20 protein-coding genes are annotated in these 18704 nt (G+C 68.3%); 8 read left to right on the top strand and 12 right to left on the bottom strand.

The genetic code is table 11. From position 1 onward, the window contains the following. The first annotated feature begins 33 nt into the window (after nt 1-33). The gene (locus tag ACFVMC_RS18275; RefSeq protein ID WP_379211643.1) at nt 34-795 is read left to right on the top strand and encodes a hypothetical protein; all 762 of its coding nucleotides are present in this window, start codon (nt 34-36) and stop codon (nt 793-795) included. On the opposite strand, the gene glnA is transcribed toward ACFVMC_RS18275, so the two are convergent. After that, nucleotides 780-2213 carry a type I glutamate--ammonia ligase gene (glnA, locus tag ACFVMC_RS18280; RefSeq protein ID WP_379212402.1) on the bottom strand — a complete coding sequence of 478 codons (1434 nt, stop codon included), beginning with the start codon at nt 2211-2213 and terminating at the stop codon, nt 780-782. The genes ACFVMC_RS18275 and glnA overlap by 16 nt on opposite strands. 190 nt (nt 2214-2403) lie before the next feature. On the opposite strand from glnA, the gene ACFVMC_RS18285 reads away from it, so the two are divergent. The 5 genes from ACFVMC_RS18285 to yidC all read left to right on the top strand — a co-directional run bounded on the left by ACFVMC_RS18285 (nt 2404) and on the right by yidC (nt 7655). Further along, nucleotides 2404-4185, top strand: coding sequence for an AMP-dependent synthetase/ligase (locus ACFVMC_RS18285; protein ID WP_379211645.1), 1782 nt, complete (start codon nt 2404-2406; stop codon nt 4183-4185). Nucleotides 4186-4229: 44 nt separating this feature from the next. Continuing rightward, nucleotides 4230-5423, top strand: a complete 1194-nt coding sequence (locus ACFVMC_RS18290) for a PucR family transcriptional regulator (protein ID WP_379211647.1) — start codon at nt 4230-4232, stop codon at nt 5421-5423. A gap of 177 nt (nt 5424-5600) precedes the next feature. Then, entirely contained in the window at nt 5601-6380 is a 780-nt protein-coding gene (locus tag ACFVMC_RS18295; protein ID WP_379211649.1) for a helix-turn-helix domain-containing protein, read from the top strand. Nucleotides 6381-6397: 17 nt separating this feature from the next. Continuing rightward, the gene (locus ACFVMC_RS18300; RefSeq protein WP_379211651.1) at nt 6398-6697 is read left to right on the top strand and encodes a DUF6412 domain-containing protein; all 300 of its coding nucleotides are present in this window, start codon (nt 6398-6400) and stop codon (nt 6695-6697) included. An 85-nt stretch (nt 6698-6782) separates the two neighbouring features. Further along, nucleotides 6783-7655 carry a membrane protein insertase YidC gene (gene yidC, locus ACFVMC_RS18305; RefSeq protein ID WP_379211653.1) on the top strand — a complete coding sequence of 291 codons (873 nt, stop codon included), beginning with the start codon at nt 6783-6785 and terminating at the stop codon, nt 7653-7655. Between the two features lie 7 nt (nt 7656-7662). On the opposite strand, the gene ACFVMC_RS18310 is transcribed toward yidC, so the two are convergent. Next, entirely contained in the window at nt 7663-8043 is a 381-nt protein-coding gene (locus ACFVMC_RS18310) for a nitroreductase family deazaflavin-dependent oxidoreductase (protein WP_379211655.1), read from the bottom strand. A gap of 79 nt (nt 8044-8122) precedes the next feature. Between ACFVMC_RS18310 and ACFVMC_RS18315 the strand changes: the two genes are divergently transcribed. Continuing rightward, nucleotides 8123-8629 (top strand): NUDIX domain-containing protein, encoded by a 507-nt coding sequence (locus ACFVMC_RS18315; RefSeq protein WP_379212404.1) that lies wholly within the window; start codon nt 8123-8125, stop codon nt 8627-8629. On the opposite strand, the gene ACFVMC_RS18320 is transcribed toward ACFVMC_RS18315, so the two are convergent. Together ACFVMC_RS18320 and ACFVMC_RS18325 are read right to left on the bottom strand one after the other, a co-directional pair. After that, the gene (locus tag ACFVMC_RS18320; RefSeq protein WP_379211657.1) at nt 8626-9306 is read right to left on the bottom strand and encodes a TIGR00266 family protein; all 681 of its coding nucleotides are present in this window, start codon (nt 9304-9306) and stop codon (nt 8626-8628) included. The genes ACFVMC_RS18315 and ACFVMC_RS18320 overlap by 4 nt on opposite strands. Nucleotides 9307-9324: 18 nt before the next feature. Next, the gene (locus ACFVMC_RS18325; RefSeq protein WP_379211658.1) at nt 9325-9684 is read right to left on the bottom strand and encodes an arsenate reductase family protein; all 360 of its coding nucleotides are present in this window, start codon (nt 9682-9684) and stop codon (nt 9325-9327) included. Nucleotides 9685-9750: 66 nt separating this feature from the next. Between ACFVMC_RS18325 and ACFVMC_RS18330 the strand changes: the two genes are divergently transcribed. Beyond that, entirely contained in the window at nt 9751-10245 is a 495-nt protein-coding gene (locus ACFVMC_RS18330) for a nitroreductase/quinone reductase family protein (RefSeq protein WP_379211660.1), read from the top strand. A gap of 3 nt (nt 10246-10248) precedes the next feature. Here the strand turns inward: ACFVMC_RS18330 and ACFVMC_RS18335 are convergent, their stop codons facing one another. Genes ACFVMC_RS18335 through ACFVMC_RS18370 form a run of 8 tightly spaced genes read right to left on the bottom strand, consistent with a single transcriptional unit; the run spans nt 10249 to nt 18650 of the window. Then, nucleotides 10249-11562, bottom strand: coding sequence for an aspartate aminotransferase family protein (locus tag ACFVMC_RS18335; RefSeq protein WP_379211662.1), 1314 nt, complete (start codon nt 11560-11562; stop codon nt 10249-10251). After that, on the bottom strand, nt 11559-12701 hold the full coding sequence (locus ACFVMC_RS18340) for an ABC transporter substrate-binding protein (protein ID WP_379211664.1): 1143 nt from the start codon (nt 12699-12701) through the stop codon (nt 11559-11561). Before ACFVMC_RS18340 ends, ACFVMC_RS18335 begins: the two co-directional genes overlap by 4 nt. Continuing rightward, the gene (locus ACFVMC_RS18345; RefSeq protein WP_379211666.1) at nt 12698-13453 is read right to left on the bottom strand and encodes an ABC transporter permease; all 756 of its coding nucleotides are present in this window, start codon (nt 13451-13453) and stop codon (nt 12698-12700) included. Before ACFVMC_RS18345 ends, ACFVMC_RS18340 begins: the two co-directional genes overlap by 4 nt. Then, nucleotides 13450-14469, bottom strand: coding sequence for an ABC transporter ATP-binding protein (locus ACFVMC_RS18350; protein WP_379211668.1), 1020 nt, complete (start codon nt 14467-14469; stop codon nt 13450-13452). Before ACFVMC_RS18350 ends, ACFVMC_RS18345 begins: the two co-directional genes overlap by 4 nt. Further along, nucleotides 14466-15347 (bottom strand): ABC transporter permease, encoded by an 882-nt coding sequence (locus ACFVMC_RS18355; RefSeq protein WP_379211670.1) that lies wholly within the window; start codon nt 15345-15347, stop codon nt 14466-14468. The genes ACFVMC_RS18350 and ACFVMC_RS18355 overlap by 4 nt, the downstream gene beginning before the upstream one ends. Further along, a complete protein-coding gene (locus ACFVMC_RS18360; RefSeq protein ID WP_379211672.1) occupies nt 15344-16381 on the bottom strand; it encodes a TIGR03842 family LLM class F420-dependent oxidoreductase in 1038 nt (345 codons plus the stop codon). The genes ACFVMC_RS18355 and ACFVMC_RS18360 overlap by 4 nt, the downstream gene beginning before the upstream one ends. Before the next feature lie 14 nt (nt 16382-16395). Further along, a complete protein-coding gene (gene hydA / locus ACFVMC_RS18365; RefSeq protein WP_379211674.1) occupies nt 16396-17817 on the bottom strand; it encodes a dihydropyrimidinase in 1422 nt (473 codons plus the stop codon). Further along, a complete protein-coding gene (locus ACFVMC_RS18370) occupies nt 17814-18650 on the bottom strand; it encodes a nitrilase-related carbon-nitrogen hydrolase (RefSeq protein WP_379211676.1) in 837 nt (278 codons plus the stop codon). The genes hydA and ACFVMC_RS18370 overlap by 4 nt, the downstream gene beginning before the upstream one ends. Between the last annotated feature and the right edge of the window lie 54 nt (nt 18651-18704).

Raw genomic sequence — 18704 nt, forward strand, 5'->3', positions numbered from 1 at the left:
CGGCCGACCGCTGATCGCGGCTACAGTCGACGCATGCCTCTCGATCTGATCGTGGTCTCGGAACAGCTTGCCACCGTTGATCATTCGGCGGTGGCCACGCTCGAGCGGCAGCTCGGAGTCGAAATGCCGTCCGGGTACGCCGAATTCATGGCGGCCTACGGCGAGGGCACGGTGTGTGACGAGTTGAATGTGTGGGGCCCGCAGCGGATCCTGAACCGGGTCGAGCAGGCGCGCGAGACCTGGGTGCAGGACTGGTTCTGGGAACATCCACGACTGGCGCCCGGCGACTTCGCCGACGCGGTACCGGTCGGCGACTCGTCCAACGGCGACCAGCTGGCGTACCTGCCCCGGCACGGGCTGGTCCTGCTGCCCCGGCACCGGGACGGGGCGATCGACGCGGGCACCTCGTATACCCGTGCGGTGCAAGGGTTCTGCACCGATGGGACGCTCGTCGCGCCGAGCGCCGTGCTGTGGTTCGAGTCCTGGGTCCAGCAGAGCTGCTACGAGAACTGGTCCGGCGGCGACCGCGGCCGGGTGCGCGACGCCGTCGCCGCGCTCGGCCTGCACGTCGCCGTCGACGCACCCGACCCGCACGCGATCACCTTCCTCCTGCCCGCCATGGGCGGCCACGTCTACATCATGGAGGCGGGCACCCAGGACCTGCACGTCCACGTCCGCTTCGAACCGCAGCACGTGGCCGTCTACACCCGGATCGCGGCGGCACTCACCGCGGCCGGAACCGGGGGGCGAATTCGCTGGGGCGCCGAACCGGCGGAGCCTCACACGTCGAAATAGAGGTCGAATTCGTAAGGGTGTGGGCGGACGTTGATTTCGGCGATCTCGGTATCGCGTTTGAGGCGGATCCAGGTTTCGATGAGGTCGTCGGTGAAGACATTGCCTTCGGTGAGGTAATCGTGGTCGGCCTCGAGCCGGTCGATGACCGTGTCGAGGCCGGCCGGGGTCTGGGCTACTTCCGCGGATTCCTCCGGGGTCAGTTCGTAGAGGTCCTTGTCGATCGGGGTGGCGGGCTCGATCTTGTTCCGGATGCCGTCCAGACCGGCCATCATCATGGCGGCGAAGGCCAGATACGGGTTGCCGGAGGAATCGGGGCAGCGGAATTCGAGGCGTTTGGCGAAACGGTTGCTGCCGGTGACCGGAATACGCACGGCCGCGGAACGATTGCGCTGGCTGTAGACCAGATTCACCGGCGCCTCGTAACCGGGCACCAGGCGCTTGTAGGAATTCACCGTCGGATTGGTGAAGGCCAATAGCGACGGGGCGTGCCGGAGCAGGCCGCCGATGTAGTGCCGGGCCAGATCGGAGAGCCCGGCGTATCCGGCTTCGTCGTGGAAGAGCGGTTCACCGTCCTTCCACAGCGACTGGTGCACGTGCATACCGGAACCGTTGTCTCCGAACAGCGGTTTCGGCATGAAGGTGACCGTCTTGCCGAACATCCACGCGGTGTTCTTGATGACATATTTGTAGAGCTGGAGATCGTCGGCGGCGGCGAGCAGCGTATCGAACTTGTAGTTGATCTCGGCCTGTCCCGCGGTACCGACCTCGTGATGCCCCTTCTCCAGTTCCAGTCCCGACGCCTGGAGCCGGGTGCACATCTCGTCACGCAGGTCGACATCGTGGTCGTAGGGCGCGACCGGGAAGTAACCGCCCTTGGGCCGCACCTTGTATCCGCGGTTGAGTGTGCCGTCGGGATTGTATTTCTCGCCGGTGTTCCAGGACGCCGAGGCCGAATCCACCTCGTAGTAGGCACGATTCATCGCGGTGCTGTAGCGGACGGCGTCGAAGATGTAGAACTCGGCTTCCGGACCGAAATAGGCCGTGTCGGCGATGCCGGTGCTGCGCAGGTACTCCTCGGCCTTGCGCGCGACGTTGCGTGGGTCGCGACTGTAGGCCTCGCGGGTATGCGGGTCGTGCACGAAACAGTTCAGGTTCAGTGTCTTCGCGGTCCGGAACGGATCCAGTCGCGCCGTGCGCAGATCCGGCAGCAGCAGCATGTCGGATTCGTGGATGGACTGGAATCCGCGCACCGAGGATCCGTCGAAGGCCAGGCCGTTGTCGACCAGGTCGTCGCCGAACATGATCGCGGGCACCGAGAAGTGTTGTTGCACACCGGGTAGGTCGCAGAATCGAATGTCGATGTATTCGACTTCCTCGGCACGAAGGAAGTCCTGAATCGCTCGGGTGGTGTGGGCAATCGGCACGGTCTCGCTCCTCGTTCGCTCCCACCATACGACTCGAGCGGGGACCGGCGAGCGGGAATGCGGCGGCCGATCTTGGTCAAATGCACAAACTCACGGCGAACAATCTTGGTGTTTGCCGCTGGCCGACCACCTGGTCTGTGCGATGTCCTGAAAGGGACATACGGATGAGTAGACGGGTTCGACGGTGGTTACTTCGAGGGTTCCGAACACGCTGTGCGCCGCGTTCCAGGCGAACGTGGCCCGGTACGGCGACACGGTCGCCCTGCGCACCCTGGGCGGCGCGCAGACGCTGACCTGGCGCGACTACGGCGACCGGGTCCGCGCCATCGCGGCGGGCCTGGCCGGGCTCGGCGTCGGGCCGGGCGACACGGTGGCGCTGATGCTGACCAACCGGCCCGAGTTCCACCTGTGCGACACCGGCGTGCTGCACGCGGGCGCCACCCCGTTCTCGGTGTACAACACCAATCCGGTGGACCTGCTGGCCTACCAGTTCGGCAATGCCGGCAACCGCGTGGTGATCTGCGAAGAGCAGTTCGCGCCACAGGTTCTCGCCGCGGTGGCGCGGACGGCGCCGCAGGTCGAGCACGTCATCTGTGTCGACGGGCCGGTGGCCGGTACGCGCACACTGGCCGAGGTGGAGGCGGCGCCGAAGCCCGGCTTCGATTTCGAGGCCACCTGGCGCGCGGTGTCGCCGCAGGACCTGCTCACCATCGTCTACACCTCCGGCACCACCGGCCCACCCAAGGGCGTGGAGCTCACCCATACCAACTTCATCGAGAATGCCCGCGTCATCGAGCAATTCGGGGGCGGCGGCCCCGAGGACCGGGTGATCTCCTATCTGCCCGACGCGCACGCCGCCAACCGCTGGTTCGCGCACTACCTGACCATGCTCGAAGGCGGCCGGATCACCACGGTGCCGGATTTCAAACAGGTCGCCGCGGCCTTGACCGAGGTACGGCCGACGGTGTTCCTGGGTGTACCGCGGGTGTGGGTGAAAGTCAAAGGGGCACTGGAGCAACGCTTCGCCGCCGAGGCACCGTGGAAACGGCGTCTGGTGCGGTGGGCGCTCGCCGCCGGGCGCGCCCGGGCCCGCGCCGCCTCGGCCGCCCGGCCACTCGACCCCGTCGCGCGCCTGCGCTTCCGGATCGCGGAACGCCTTGTGCTGGGCCCGATTCGAGCCAAGCTGGGACTGGATCAGGTGCGGGTCGCGGTGACCGGTTCGGTGGCCATCCCGCCGGAGGTGCACGAGTTCTTCCTCGGTCTCGGTCTGCCGTTGTGTGAGGGGTACGGCATGACCGAGTGCACCGCGGGCGCCACGCTCAACGGTCCCGACCGGGTGAAGATCGGCACCGTCGGCACGCCGCTGCCGGGGGCCGAGATCAGCCTCGCCCCGGACGGCGAGGTGCTGGTGCGCGGCAAGATGGTGATGCGCGGCTACCGCGGCGATCCGGCCAAGACCGCCGAGACCGTGGACGCCGACGGCTGGCTGCACACCGGCGATATCGGGCGCATCGACGAGGACGGCTACCTGTCCATCGTCGACCGCAAGAAGGAGCTCATCATCAACGCGGCGGGCAAGAACATGTCGCCGTCCAACATCGAGAACACGATCGCGGCCGCCACTCCGCTGGCGGGCACGGTGGTGGTGATCGGCGAGCAGCGCCCGTACAACACCGCGCTGATCTGCCTGGATCCCGATCTGGCCGCCGCGTTCGCCCAGCGCCACGGACGCACCGCGGCCAGCACCGCCGACCTCGCCGCCGACCCGCGGATCCGGGCCGCGATCGAGCGAGGCGTCGCCGCGGCCAACGCGAAACTCTCCCGGGTCGAACAGGTCAAGAAGTACCTGGTGCTGGGCGAGGTGTGGGAGAACGGCGGCGAATGCCTGACCGCCACCGGAAAACTCAAGCGCAACCCCATCGCGGCACGCTATGCGGCTACGATCGAGGATCTTTACTCGCAGTAAGGTGGGAGTCCAGCAATGACGCGACCGCGCACCCGGAGGTCCGGATGAGCACCACTGGCGAGAGCGCCCGGCCGCGCACCGCGCCGTTGTTCGATGATCTGCACCGGCGCGCGGCCGCCATGGTCGACGGCTTCTACGCCGAGTTACCCCCGTACGCCCGGATACCGCAATCGCTGGTCGAAACCGATTTCGCGCGCGGCACCAAACTCAATGTCGACCTGTTCTTCGACTATCTGCGCCGCGGCGTCGAACCCACCGAACTGGACACGCGGGAGCTGGTCGAGCTCGCGATGGAACGGGTGCGCGACGGCACCCCGCTCACCGACGTGCTCGATCGATACCGGCTCGGCGCCACCTTCCTGTGGGATCGGCTGCGCGAGACGGCCGGGCCCGGCGAGGCGGGCACGCTGCTCGACGTGTCGGCGGTACTGCTGAACTATGTCGCGCTGGTGACGACCCGGATCGCCACGGCGGTCACCCAGCGGTCCCACGATCCACGCTGGGAACTGCTGGAACGCCGCCGCGGAATCGCCGACGCGCTGCTGTCCGGACAGGATCCGGTCGAGTGGGCCAATGATCCGGTGATCCCGGTGGCCGATGCGTTCCTGGTCTCGGTGTTCCGGCTGTGCGGCGCGAACGGCGGCCCGGCCTCGGCGCTGCGGCACCGGGTCGAGGCGATCCCGGGGGTGTTCCTGCGGCTGGACGCGGGCGGCTGGACGGCGCTGATTCCGCTGCATCCCGGCGACGACGGCACCAACACCCTGGCCGCGCTCACCGCCCGGCTGCCCGCACAGCAGTCCGGACAGGCGCCGCCGTACTGGGTCGGGGTGGGCGCGGCCCGCACCCGCGCCGAGATCCCGGCCATGTTCGCCGAGTCCCGGGTGCTGGCCGAACTGGGCCGCTGCCTGGCCCGGCGCGATATCGTCTGCCGCCGAACGGATCTGCAATTCGAGTACACCGTCGCGGTCAGCGACGCGGCCCGTCCGGGCCTGGCCGCGGTGCTCGCGCCGCTGGACGCCCAGCCCATGCTCGCCGACACGCTCGAGGTCTTCGTCGACAGCGGCTTCAATCAGCTGGCCACCGCGCGCCAGCTCACCGTGCACCGGAATACGGTCACCTACCGCCTGTCCCGGGTGCACGAACTGACCGGTCTGGATCCGCATCGACCGGCCGACGCCATGACGCTGTCCGCCGCCCGCCTCGCCCGCCGGCTCGAATCCGCCGCTTTCGCACCGTGATCGGACCCGGACCCCGGTAGCGCGACCGGAGATCCATGACCGATTTCCGCCGAAGTGGTCTCGTGTCCAGCGAATTCCCGGTCGGCTCACCGAAACCCGCACCGCACCCCCTGCGCCCCCGATAGTCTCAGCGAAGGATCCGCGCCTGGATCCCGCATCACCTGCCGGGAGCGTCCGATGGAGAAGGCTCTGGTCACCAACGGGGTGTCCGCGCGATCGGCCACGGCTTTGCTGCGGCCCGGAATTCTCGCTTTCGGCGGCCCCATCACCACCTCCGATCTGCACGCCCATCACGCCGTGCAGGTCCTGAGGGCGTCCACTCCGCTCACCGTGATGGACGCCAGCGGCGCCCGCCACCGCGGCACCCAGGTCATCGTCCCCGCCGACGCCCCGCATCGCATCGACGCGGGCGCCGACCACGGCGCCGCCCTCTACCTCGATCCGGAGACCATCGCCGGCGCGGCCGCCGATCGCCGCGCCCACGATCACGGCTGGGCCGCGACGGCACCGCCCGATACCGCCCGTCCGGCGCTGGCCGATCAGGTCGCCGCCGTACTCGCCGCGCTACGCTGCGATCCCGCGACGGTCAAGGGCGCGCAGCACAGCGCCGTCACCGAGGCGCTGCGGGTGCTGCCCACCCTGGTGCCCGATCGTTCCATTCGCGGGGCCGATGTCGCACGGCGCGTCGGTCTCTCGCCCGCGCGCCTGTCGCATCTGTTCGCCGCGCAGGTCGGGATTCCGTTGCGCCCCTATATCCTGTGGCTCCGGCTGCGCGTCGCGATCGTCCGCGTCCGTTCCGGCGACGACCTCGACACCGCCGCCACCGCCGCCGGATTCGACGATTCCGCGCATCTCACCCGCACCTGCCGCCGCACCTTCGGGCTCGTCCCCACCGCGCTCGAGCCCACCGCGCAGTGGGATCTGGGCGAGACCGCGTGGCCCTGTGCCGCCGACTGACCGGTAGGCTCGCAGCCATGACGACGCGGACACAGGTGTGGGTGCTCTCGGCACTCGCCTTCCTGCTGCCCGCCTTGGCCTTCGTCGCGGGCCCCGCGAACGAGTCCGCCGCACTGGCGATCCTGGGTGTAGTGGCGGCTTCGGCGCTGCTGGCCCTGGTGTCGCTGCGGTCGGCGCGCCTGCTGCCGGTTCGGATGAGCCGGTCGGGGCCACCGGCCGCGGCACAGCGGCGACGACGTGGTTCCTATCTGCGGCAGAGCAATCCGGATACGGCCGGTCGGCCGCGTCCTCGAGCACCCGGTCTGGTCACCGCCTGACGACTACCTGCGGGAGTCGTCGGTCTCGTGCTGACCATGTCCGTTTCCGTGCGGTTGCCGCACGTCACCAGTCAGGTGCTCCCCCATGTTCGATTTCGTCTATTACCCCGTGTCCGCCGTGCTCTGGTTGTGGCACACCGTCTTCGCCGCCGTCCTCGGGGCCGACAGTGGTCTGGCTTGGGTACTGGCGGTGGTCTTCCTGGTCGCGTCACTACGCGCGATCATGATCCCGCCATTTCTGAAACAGGCGCGGACCCAGGCCGCCATGAAGCGGCTGCAACCCCGGTTCCAGGCGATCCAGAAGAAATACCCCGACGACAAGGCTCGCCAGTACACCGAGATGCAGCAGTTACGCAAGGAGAACGGGGTCAACCCGCTGGCGGGCTGCCTGCCGATGCTCGGGCAGGGCCTGGTGTTCTTCGCGCTGTTCCATGTACTGCGCTCGTTCGACCGCACCGGCACCGCGGGGCAGGTCCCGTTCGGTTCCACCGCCACGCCGATGACCGCCGAGCAGAACGCGGCCACCGCCAACTATGTCTTCGATGCCGCGCGGGTGCGCTCGTTCCTGGACGCCGATCTGTTCGGCGCGCCGCTGTCGGCGCCCCTGGCCGGGCGGCCGGGTATCGCCACGGTGGCCGTCGCGGTGACCCTCATGCTGATCGCCGCGGTCGCGACCCATTTCACGGCCCGGGCCTCGATCGCCCGGCAGGATCCCGGCGCCGGGCAGGCGGCCGCCCTGATGAACCCGTTGCTGCTGTGGGTCTTTCCGGCCGGGGTGCTGGTGGGCGGGGCGGTGCTGCCGGTCGCGATTCTGCTGTACTGGGTCGCCAACAATGCCTGGACGCTGGCACAGCAGCATCTGGTCTACCGGCGTCTCGATGCCGAATCGGCCGCCGCACCGGTGGTTGCGACCGCGACCGCGCCACGGCCGGGGGCCAAACCGCGACGCCGGCGCTGACGCGCGGTCAGACCGCCGGGCGCGCCCGCAGATAGTGTTCGGCGTCGATGCCGTGCAGTACCTGCCGAACGCCCGGCGGCGCCCAGCTCACGGACGGGTCGCGCACCACTTCCGCATCGACCAGCGAGACCGTGCGGCCCTTCCACTCCAGGTCGAAACCCCGTGCGGCGGTGACATTCTTGACCCAATCGGCGCCGGGCCCGTAGGTGAGCGCCACCCGGAATTCGCCGTCGACGTCGAACACCCAGACCGGAGTCCGATACGCGCGCCCGGATTTTCGGCCCTTGTGCACGATGATCCCGAACGGCGGCACGCGACCTGCGAGCACGTTCGCCGCCGGATTGGTCACATGCCGGTTGAATTTCGCGAGTGCGCGGGGAAACACCATCGGCGGTCCTCTCGACCAGGGTGGCCTGTCGCCTTCACGCTACTCTCGACCGGTGTCGATACCGTCGCAGCCGAGCGAAATGATCGCCGTGTACGACCGATCCGGGCGGGTGACCGGCGCGCAGGACCGGGCGACGGTCTACCGGGAGGGCCTCTGGCATGCCAGTGCGGGCGTGCTGGTGCGCTCGCGCGACGGGCAACGCGTCTATGTCCATCGGCGCACCGAGTCGAAAATGGTGTTCGCGGGCCTGCACGACTGTCTCGCCGGTGGTGTGGTCGGCCCGGGCGAGGACCCCGAACAGACGGCGGTGCGCGAACTCGCCGAGGAACTCGGCATCACCGTACCCGCGGGCACCGGCCTGCTGCCGATGGCCGCCGCCGCGTGGGACGGCGAATGGGACGGCGCGCCCATGCGCTGCCATCTGTTCGCCTACGAGCTGCGCTACGACGGCCCGATCCGGCATCAGCCCGAGGAGATCGCCGAAGGCTGGTGGTGGACCGATGCCGAACTGCGCGCCCATCTCGCGGATCCGGCGTGGCCGTTCGTCCCCGACACCCGGGCGCTGGTCGCGGATCTGCTCGGCTAGCTGGTGGAAGCCACCGATCCGGCCCACGCGGCGAACGCGCCCGGATTGCGCGTCTGCAACAGCACCCGGCCGGGACCGACGAAGTCGAAGACGAACCCCTCCCCCGATTTCAGCGACTGGATCGACCGCCCGGACACCGCGCGCCGAATGGTGAAGTTCATCGCCAGGTCGTAGGCCACCACATGTCCGGTATCGATCGTGATCGGCTCGCCCGCTTGCAGATCGATCACGTCGATCGCGCCGAAGACGCCGACCACGACCTCCCCCTCGCCGTGCGCGCGCAGCCCGAATCCGCCTTCGCCGCCGAACAGGTTCGCGAAGCCGCCCCATTTGCTTTCCACCTGCACGCCATGGGAATTGGCGATCCAGCCGCCGCGGCTGATGAAGTACGGCCGATCCGGGCTGATCTGTAGGTTCAGCATGTCGCCGGGCAGCGCGGGCGCCACATCCACCCAGCCGCCCTGCTGCGGCGCGGTGAAGGTGGAGACGAAGAACGACTCACCGGCCAGCACCGAACGCTTGAGCCCGGCGAGAATCCCGCCCTCGGCCTTCGCCTGCAGGGTGACTCCGGCCGAATGGGCCACCATCGCACCGCTTTCCACCCGCATCGGCTCGCCGCCGGCGAGAAAGCACCGCGCGATGGTGGAGGCGGGATTGTGGCGCAGCTGTACCTTCATTCCGCCGACCCTAGCCGGTCAGTCCAGCGTATGGAGCGCTTCGTCGGTGCGTGCGAGCACCGCGCCGCCGTCGGCGGTGAGCACGATCGGGCGCTGGATCAACTGCGGATGCGCGGCCAGCGCCTCGACCCAGCGATCGCGATCGGCCGGAGTCCGGCCCCAGCTCGCCAGGCCGAGTTCCTTGGCGATCTGCTCACCAGTGCGGGTGATGTCCCACGGTTCGGCGCCCAGACGCCGCAGCACCGCCCGCAATTCGGCGGCGGTCGGGGGATTGTCGAGGTAGCGCCGCTCGGTGTATTCGATCCCGGCCTCGTCCAGGTAGGCGGCCGCGGTGCGGCTTTTGCTGCAACGCGGATTGTGCCAGATCTCGGTGGTCATCGGATCAGCTTAGAGGCGGCGCGGCGGGTACCGTGCGCACGGTCGATCCGAGCGGATACTGGACTCATGACCTCTGACGAGAACCCTTACGGCACACCGACAACCACCGGCCCCGAACCTCTGATGAAGCGCCAGCAGCTGGTCAACTCCGTGGTGCGGCGCATGCTGAACGTTCCCGGCCTGTCCCGGGTCGTCGGCAAACGGCTCCTCGTCCTGCACGTGGTGGGGCGCAAATCGGGCCGGACGTTCGACGTGCCCGTGGCCTACACCCGCCACGACAGCAGCATCCTGATCGGGACGGCCCTGCGGCCCTGGGTGAAGAACCTGCTCGACGGTGCGCCCGTCACCGCCTCGCTGGGCGGGCCACGCCGCGCGTTCGTTCCGCGTGTGCACACCGACCAGAAAGAGGTCATGCGGCTCTACACCGTCATCGCGAAGGACAATCCGACCAACGCCGAATTCAACGGCATCGGTTTCGGCCCCGACGGCGCACCGGTCGAAGCCGATCTCTACCAGACCTGGAAGCTGGGCGGTGTCGTCATCGAACTGACCCCGCACTGAGTCTCACCGCACGTACTCGTCGGCCACCTCCAGCACCTGGTCGACCAGTTCGAGCCCGGTGCGCAGGTCTTCGGCCGAGGTGGTGAGCGGCGGCGCGATCTGGAATCGGTTGCCCGCGTTGAACGGCCACACACCGCGCGCTTTGGCGGCGGCGGTCAGACGTGTCATCGGTTCGGCCGCCGCGCCGCTCGCGGCGAACGGGACGAGCGGTTCCCGAGTGGCCGGATCGCGGACCAGTTCCAGCGCCCAGAAGAACCCGAGCCCGCGCACCTCACCGATGCTCGGATGCCGGGTCGCCAACTCCTGCAAGCCTTTTCCGAATACATCGGCGCCGACCGTGCGCACATGATCCAGGATGCCGTCGCGTTCGAAGATGCCGATCGAGGCCACTCCCGCCGCGCACGCCAGCGGATGCCCCGCGTAGGTGAGCCCGCCCGGGTAGAGGGTGTCGTCGTAGCGCTGGGCGATGCGCTCGGCGATCAGCACGCCGCCCAGCGGAACATAGCCGGAGTTCACGCCTTTGGCGAAGGTGATCAGATCCGGTTCGACGTCCCAGGCCTGCACCGCGAACCACTCCCCGACCCGGCCGAACCCCACCATCACCTCGTCGGCGATGTAGACGATGCCGAATTCGTCGCACAGTGCCCGCACCCCCGCCAGATAGCCGGGCGGCGGTACCAGCACGCCGTTGGTTCCGACCACGGTCTCCAGGATCAGGCCCGCGATATGGCTCGGCCCCTCCAGCTCGATCACCTGCCGCAGATGCGCCAGTGCCGCCGCCGTCTCCTCCTCCGGACTCGTTGTGCCCCAAGGGGATCGATACGGGTACGGCGCGAAGAACCGCGTCACGTCCACATTGGTCGGCTCCGCGCCCCAGCGCCGTGGTTCACCGGTGAGACCGATCGCGGTGCCGGTGCCGCCGTGATAGGAGCGGTAGGCGGCGAGCATCTTGGTGCGCCCGGTGAAACTGCGCGCCAACCGCACCGCGTGCTCGACCGCCTCCGCCCCGCCCGTGGTGAACAGGATCCGATTCAACTGTCCCGGTGCGCGTTCGGTGATCAACCGGGCCAACTCGCTGCGCGCCGGATTGCCGACCGTCGGCGAGATGGTCGCCAGCGTCCGCGCCTGCTCGATGATCGCCGCCACCAGATCCGGGTGCTGGTGCCCGATGTTCACGTTCACCAGCTGAGAGGAGAAATCCAGGTACTTCGTACCGTGCTCGTCCCAGAACCAGGATCCGGACGCACCCGTGATCATCGGCGGAGTGGGGCCGCCCTGCACGCTCCACGGATAGAAGACATGATCGTCAGCGCTCATTTTCCACCTTCGGTCAGGGTCACCGGCACCGGCTTGAAACCCGTTCCGGTGACATCGATTCCACCGTCTTTCAGAATTTGCAGCGCCTTGGTCACGTATTCGGCGGTGTAGGCGTCCGCGCCGGGGTCCTGCTTCAGCACGGTCGCGCCTTCGGCGTTGCGGGTCTGCCTGGCGATCTGCACCGTGCGATCCCAGGCGGCCCGGTCGAGGGTGCCGATTCCGGCGGGCGCGGGCCAGATGAGCTTGTTCACCTCGTTGATCTGCCACTGCTGATGGCTGGCGCCGAGGGTGCTGCCCGCGGCGACCGTGATATCGCGGCACTTGTCGACATTGTCGCGGCAGAACACCCAGCCCTTCAGCGACGCGGCCAGGAAACGCACAGTCCGGTCCTGGTACTTCGCGTCCGCGAGCCGCTCGGTATTGGCCCAGAGGGCGTCCTGCAACATGGCCACGCCCTGGTCGTTCCAGTCGAGGGTGGTGAAGTCGGCGGCGGTGTAGAGCTGCCCGGTGGCCGGATTCCTGGTCTCGAGCAGCTGGGCGTACTCGTTGTAGGACATGGCCTGCGCGGCATCGATGTCACCGGCGAGGAATGCGTTCATATCGAACTGCTGCTGCACGAGCTTCACGTCGCGGGACGGGTCCAGACCCGCCTTCGTCATCCCCGCGAACAACTCGAATTCGTTTCCGTAGCCCCAGTTTCCGACGGTCTTGCCGCGTAGCGCGGCGGGATCGGCGACGCCCTCGGCCCGGAACGAGACCTGTTTGGTCCCCGACCGCTGGAAGATCTGCGCCACCTGGGTGATCCCCGCGCCCGCCTCACGCGAGGCCAGCGCCTTCGGTACCCACGCCACCGCGTAATCGGCCTGGCCCTGGGCGAGCACGGTCTGCGGCACGATATCGGTTCCGCCGTCCAGGATTTGGACCGACAGTCCCTGCTCCTTGTAGAAGCCCTGGTCGACCGCGGCCAGATAGCCTGCGAACTGTCCCTGCTTGAACCACTGCAATTGCAGGCGTACCTCGGTGAGCCCATCGGCGGTGGTCCGCGAACCGCTCTCGGTGGTGGAGCAGCCGGTCAGCGCCGCCGCGGCCAGCACCGCCAGCGCCAGAGCGGCGCGCAATCTCCTGGTGGGTCCGGTCATTTCGATCTCCTGTGCACACGGGTGAGTACTTCGAGTAGGACGACGGCGGCAAGGAACAGCAGGCCGACGAGCACGGCGCCCGCGACATACGCCCACGCCCGGGGATAGGCGGTATTCGAGGCCGCGGAAACGATGCGCGAACCCAGACCGTTCTGCAGACCGCCGAAGTACTCGGCGATGATCGCGGCGATCACCGCGCCCGGCGCGGCGATCCGCAAACCGGTGAACAGGTACGGCAGCGCGGCGGGCATCCGCACCGTCCGGGTGATCTGCCAGCTGCCCGCCGCGTAGGAGGTCATCAAGTCCTGCTGCACCCGCGGCACCTGCCGCAGCCCTTTGGCGGTGCTGACGAACATCGGGAAGAACACGACGATGGTGACGACCAACCGGCGCGGGGTGTCGGTGGTGGTCGAATACATGGAGTTCAGCAGCGGAGCCAGCGCGACGATCGGCACGGCCGCCGCGGCGGCGGCCATCGGGGTCAGCAGGCCGTCGACGATGTGGAAGCGCACGGCCACCATGGCGGCGACGACGCCCAGGATCGCACCGGCCAGCAGGCCGAACAACGCGTTGGCGCCGGTGGCGGTGGCGGCCGCCAGGATTCGGCCGGCATTGTCGGTGAACTCACCGGCGATCGCGGTCGGTGACGGCAGCAGGAACTGCGGTATACCGGCGGCGATGGTCAGGAACTGCCACAGGAGCAGACCGCCGACGCCGAATACCAGTGGCGGAAATACCGATTTCAGGGTCATCCGAGCTCCCGTCCGCTGTGCAATGTCGAGCGGACCGCCGCCACGGCCTCGAAGAACGGTGCGCTGGAACGGATGTCGTCCTCGGATCGGCGGCCCCAGCCGCCGGTGTCGACGATGCCGGTGATGCGGCCGGGGCGCGGTGACATGACCACGACCCGATCCGAGAGGAACACCGCCTCCGGGATCGAGTGGGTGACGAAAACGACTGCCGCGCCGGTCTCCTCGGTGATGCTCAGCAGTTCGCCCTGCATGCGCTCCCGGGTCATCTCGTCCAGTGCGCCGAAGGGCTCGTCCATGAGCAGCAGCGACGGCTTGCGCGCCAGCGCCCGCGCGATCGCGACCCGCTGCTGCATGCCACCGGACAGCTCGGCCGGATACCGGGCCGCGAACTCGCTCAGACCCGCCATCTCCAGCAGTTCCGCACTGCGCCTGCGTCTTTCGGCCTTCGGCACCTTCCGCAGTTCCAGCGGCAGTTCGACATTCGCCTGCACCGTCCGCCAGTCCAGTAACCCCGCCTGCTGGAACGCGATCCCGTAATCCTGATCGATGCGCGCCTGGCGCGCGGTCTTGCCGTGCACGGTGACGGTGCCGCTCGACGGTGTCTCGAGATCCGCGACGATCCGCAGCAGCGTCGACTTACCGCAGCCCGATGGCCCGATGAGCGAGACGAACTCACCTGCCCGCACCGTCAACGAGACATCGGCGAGCGCGGTCACCGACCCGGCCGCGAAAACCTTTCCGATACTGCGCAACTCGACGGCGGAGGGCGTCTCCTCCCGCGGCGCCGACTCGGCCGGTGCCGCCGCGACGGCCCGCCTACCGGACAGCCCCTTGTCATCGGCCTGTGTTCCGGGCGCCGCGGCGACATTCGCACCGGGGTCGATCCCGGCGTCACAGGGCAGCACGCCGACCTTCGCGCCGGCCGCGGACACCTCGGCCTGTCGGTCCGATAACGCCGACGTGCCGGAGGTTGTCGCGGCGCCGGCGGTTTCGCTGTCCGGTCGATCATCCGTCAACGGGTACCTCCTGGAGAGTGACCGGCCCCGGCGGGACGGTTGTAGCGGTTCAGCGCGCGTTCGATCAGGGTGACCACGCCGGTAACGGCGACGCCGAGCAGCGCGGCGGCGAGGACCGCGGCGAAGAGGCGAGACGCGTCGCCGGTGGCCTGCTGGGAGAAGACGATGATCTGGCGGCCGATGCCGCCCGCGGTGCCGGTGGAGATCTCGGCGACCACCGCGCCGATCACCGAGGCGGCCGCGGCCAGGCGCAGCGCGGGCAGGAAGTGCGGAATGGCGGCGGGAAAACGTAAGCGCACCAGAGTGTCCCACCAACTGGCGGAATAGCTGTGCAGCAGTTCCACCGCCGCGCCGGGCGCCGACTGCAAGCCGCGCAGCATCCCGAGGGCCACAGGGAAGAACGCGAGATACGCGGCGATCACCGCGATACTCATCCACGGTCGCCAGGGCTCGCCCGCGATCGAGATCCTACCGCCCCACCCGGCTACCAGCGGGGCGAGGGCGATGAGTGGAACCGTCTGCGAGACAACCACATACGGCAACAGTCCGCGCTCGACGAACGCGAACCGCTGCATCAGCACGGCCAGACCCACCCCGACCACGGTTCCGATCACCAACGCCAGCATCGCCAGCCCGAACGTGAATCCCGCAGTCCGCACCAGCGTTTCGCCGACCGTCCGCTTCCCGTCCGCCTCCCCGAACACGGTGAGCACCGACCACACGTGCGGTAGCGCCGCATCCGTCGTCCGCGGCAGCACTCGCTGCGCGCCGATACTCACCCCCTGCGCCGGAACAAGTACTTTCACCAGCTCCCACACGGTGACGATCAGCAGCAGGGCTCCCACCGGATACGCCACCCGCACCAGCCGCGCCGTCATCGGGCACGCTCCGTGGCGGTCACCGGGTGGGCGATCCGGGGCAGGACCGCTTCGCCGTAGGCCTCGAGGGTGGCGGATTTCGCGTCGTGCTGGAGGTAGACGGCGAATTGGTTCACGCCGAGCTGCTCCAGTTCCCGTAGGCGAGCGACGTGGTCGTCGGGGGTGCCGAGCAGGCAGAAACGGTCCACGATGGCGTCGGGTACGAAGTCGGCGTGCGTATTGCCCGCGCGGCCGTGCTGGTTGTAGTCGTAGCCGTGGCGGCCGGCGATGTAGTCGGTGAGCGCGGCGGGGACCGCACCGCCGGTGCCGTATCGGGCCACGATATCGGCGACATGGTTGCCGACCATGCCGCCGAACCACCGGCACTGTTCGCGGGCATGGGCCAGCGCGGCCGCGGAGCCGTCGGTGACGTAAGCCGGTGCGGCGACACAGATCTGCACCGCACCGGGATCGCGGCCCGCGCGTTCGGCGGCCGCGCGCACCTGGGCGATGGTCCACGCGGTGATATCGGGATCGGCCAGTTGCAGGATGAACCCGTCGGCCACCGCACCGGTCAGATCCAGCGCCTTCGGCCCGTACCCGGCCACCCATACCGGCAACCGCGACGCCGACGCCCACGGCAGCCGCACCACGGTGTCACCGATCCGGGCGCTGCGCCCGTTGCCCAGCTCCCGGATCACCTCGATCGAATCACGCAGTGTCGCAAGGGTGGTCGGCTTCCCGCCGAGGGTGCGCACCGCCGAGTCCCCGCGCCCGATCCCGCAGATCGTGCGATTGCCGAACATATCGTTCAGCGTCGCCAGCGTCGACGCCGTCACCGTCCAGTCCCGGGTGGCCGGGTTCGTCACCATCGGCCCGACCACGACTTTGCGTGTGGCCGAGAGGATCTGACTGTAGATGACATAGGGCTCCTGCCACAGCAGGTGCGAGTCGAAGGTCCACACGTGCGAGAACCCGTGCGTCTCCGCCTGTCTGGCCAATTCGACCACGCGGGAGGCCGGCGGCGTGCACTGCAACACCACACCGAGATCCATCGGGCTTCTCCGATCTAGAGCAGGTTCTGCGAGAGGTCGCGCCTGAGGAACCGGCCGTGCCCGGCACGGCCCAGGTACCGGCCGCCGTCGACGACCACCTGCCCGCGCGAGAGCACCGTGTCGACGTGGCCGTCGATCTCGAAGCCCTCCCAGGCCGAGTGGTCCATATTCATGTGATGGGTCTTGCCGACTCCGATGCTGGTGTGCCCGTTCGGGTCGTAGATCACGAGGTCGGCATCGGCCCCCGGCGAGATCACCCCCTTGCGCGGGTACAGCCCGAACATGCGGGCCGGGGTGGTGCAACACACCTCCACCCACCGCTCCAGTGAGATCCAACCGTTCCGCACGGCCTGGAACATCAGATCCATCCGGTGTTCGACGCCGCCGATGCCGTTGGGGATCTTGCTGAAATCCCCGAGCCCCAGCTCCTTCTGATCCTTCATGCAGAACGGGCAGTGGTCGGTGCTGACCGTGGACACGTCACCGGTGCGGATATACCGCCACAGCTCGTCCTGATGCCCCTCGGCGCGGGCGCGCAGCGGGGTCGAGCACACCCATTTCGCTCCTTCGAAACCCGGTGCGCCCAACTGCTCTTCGAGCGAGAGATACAGGTACTGCGGGCAGGTCTCCCCGAAGACGTTCTGCCCGTTGCCCCGCGCCACGGCAATCTGTTCGAGCGCCTGCTTCGCCGACACGTGCACCACATACAGTGGCGCGCCCGTCACCTGCGCCAGCATGATCGCGCGATGGGTGGCCTCCTCCTCCAGTTGCCACGGCCGCGAGGTGCCGTGGAAGTAGGGGGCGGTGTCGCCGCGCGCGAGTGCCTGCTCGACCAGCACGTCGATGGCGATCCCGTTCTCGGCGTGCATCATCAGCAACGCGCCGAGGTCACCCGCGGCCTGCATGGCACGCAGGATCCGGCCGTCGTCGGAGTAGAAGACACCCGGATAGGCCATGAACAGCTTGAAGCTGGTAACCCCTTCGGACACCAATTCGCTCATGCCCTTGAGGGATTCGTCGTCGACCGCACCGATGATCTGATGAAAGCCGTAGTCGACCGCGCAGCTCCCGGCCGCCTTCTGATGCCAGAGCGCGAGCGTGTCCTGTACGCGCTCACCGGGTTTCTGGACCGCGAAGTCGATGATGGTGGTGGTGCCGCCCCAGGCGGCGGCCCGGGTGCCGGTCTCGAAGGTGTCGGAGGCCTCGGTGCCGCCGAACGGCAGCTGCATGTGCGTATGCCCGTCCACGCCACCGGGAATCACGTACTTGCCGGTGGCATCGATGACGGTGGCGGCGGATTCGCGCAGATCCGCGCCGAGCGCGGTCGAACCAGGTTGCAGGACAGCGACAATGGTCTCGCCGTCGACGAGCACGTCGAGCGGCTGCGAACCCGTCGCGGAGACGACGGTACCGCCGTGGATAAAGGTGGTCATCACGGCTCCAGCAGGGGGCCGTAGGCGTCGGGCCTGCGATCGCGGTAGAAGGCCCACCGGTCCCGCACCACCTTCAGCAGATCCAGGTCCAGGTCACGGACGACCAGCTCCGGATCGGTGTCGGAGGCGAGTTCGCCGACGAACTTCCCCTCCGGGTCGACGAAGTAGCTGGTGCCGTAGAAGTCGTTGTCCCCGTATTCCTCTACGCCCACCCGATTGATGGCGCCGACGAAGTACTCGTTGGCGACCGCCGAGGCGGGCTGCTCCAGTTTCCACAGATAGGCGGACAGGCCACGCGAGGTCGCGGACGGGTTGAACACGATTTCCGCGCCCGCCAGCCCGAGTGCCCGCCAGCCCTCCGGGAAATGCCGGTCGTAGCAGATGTAGACACCCACCTTGCCCACCGCGGTGTCGAATACCGGCCAGCCCAGATTGCCGGGCCGGAAATAGAACTTCTCCCAGAAACCCTTCACCTGCGGAATATGGTGTTTTCGATATTTGCCGAGGTAGCGACCGTCGGCGTCGAGCACCGCGGCGGTGTTGTACAGCACCCCCGGCTGCTCCTGCTCGTAGACGGGCAGCACGATCACCAGGCCCAATTCCGCCGCCAGCGCGGCGAATCGCTCGGTCGTCGGCCCGGGGACGGACTCGGCGTACTCGTAGAACTTCGCGTCCTGAAGCTGCGGGAAATACGGGCCGTAGAACAACTCCTGGAAGCAGATCACCTTCGCTCCCTGCGCGGCCGCATGCCGCGCGTGGTCCTCGTGCACTTTGATCATCGACTCTTTGTCGCCGGTCCAGTTCGTCTGGACGAGCGCGGCTCGAACAATGGACATGATTGTTATCGTGCACCCTGAAGCAGGTCCAATGTGTTACATCTGCGCGGAAAC

Origin of the sequence: Nocardia sp. NPDC127579, assembly GCF_042672005.1 — a bacterium.
Taxonomy (GTDB): domain Bacteria; phylum Actinomycetota; class Actinomycetes; order Mycobacteriales; family Mycobacteriaceae; genus Nocardia.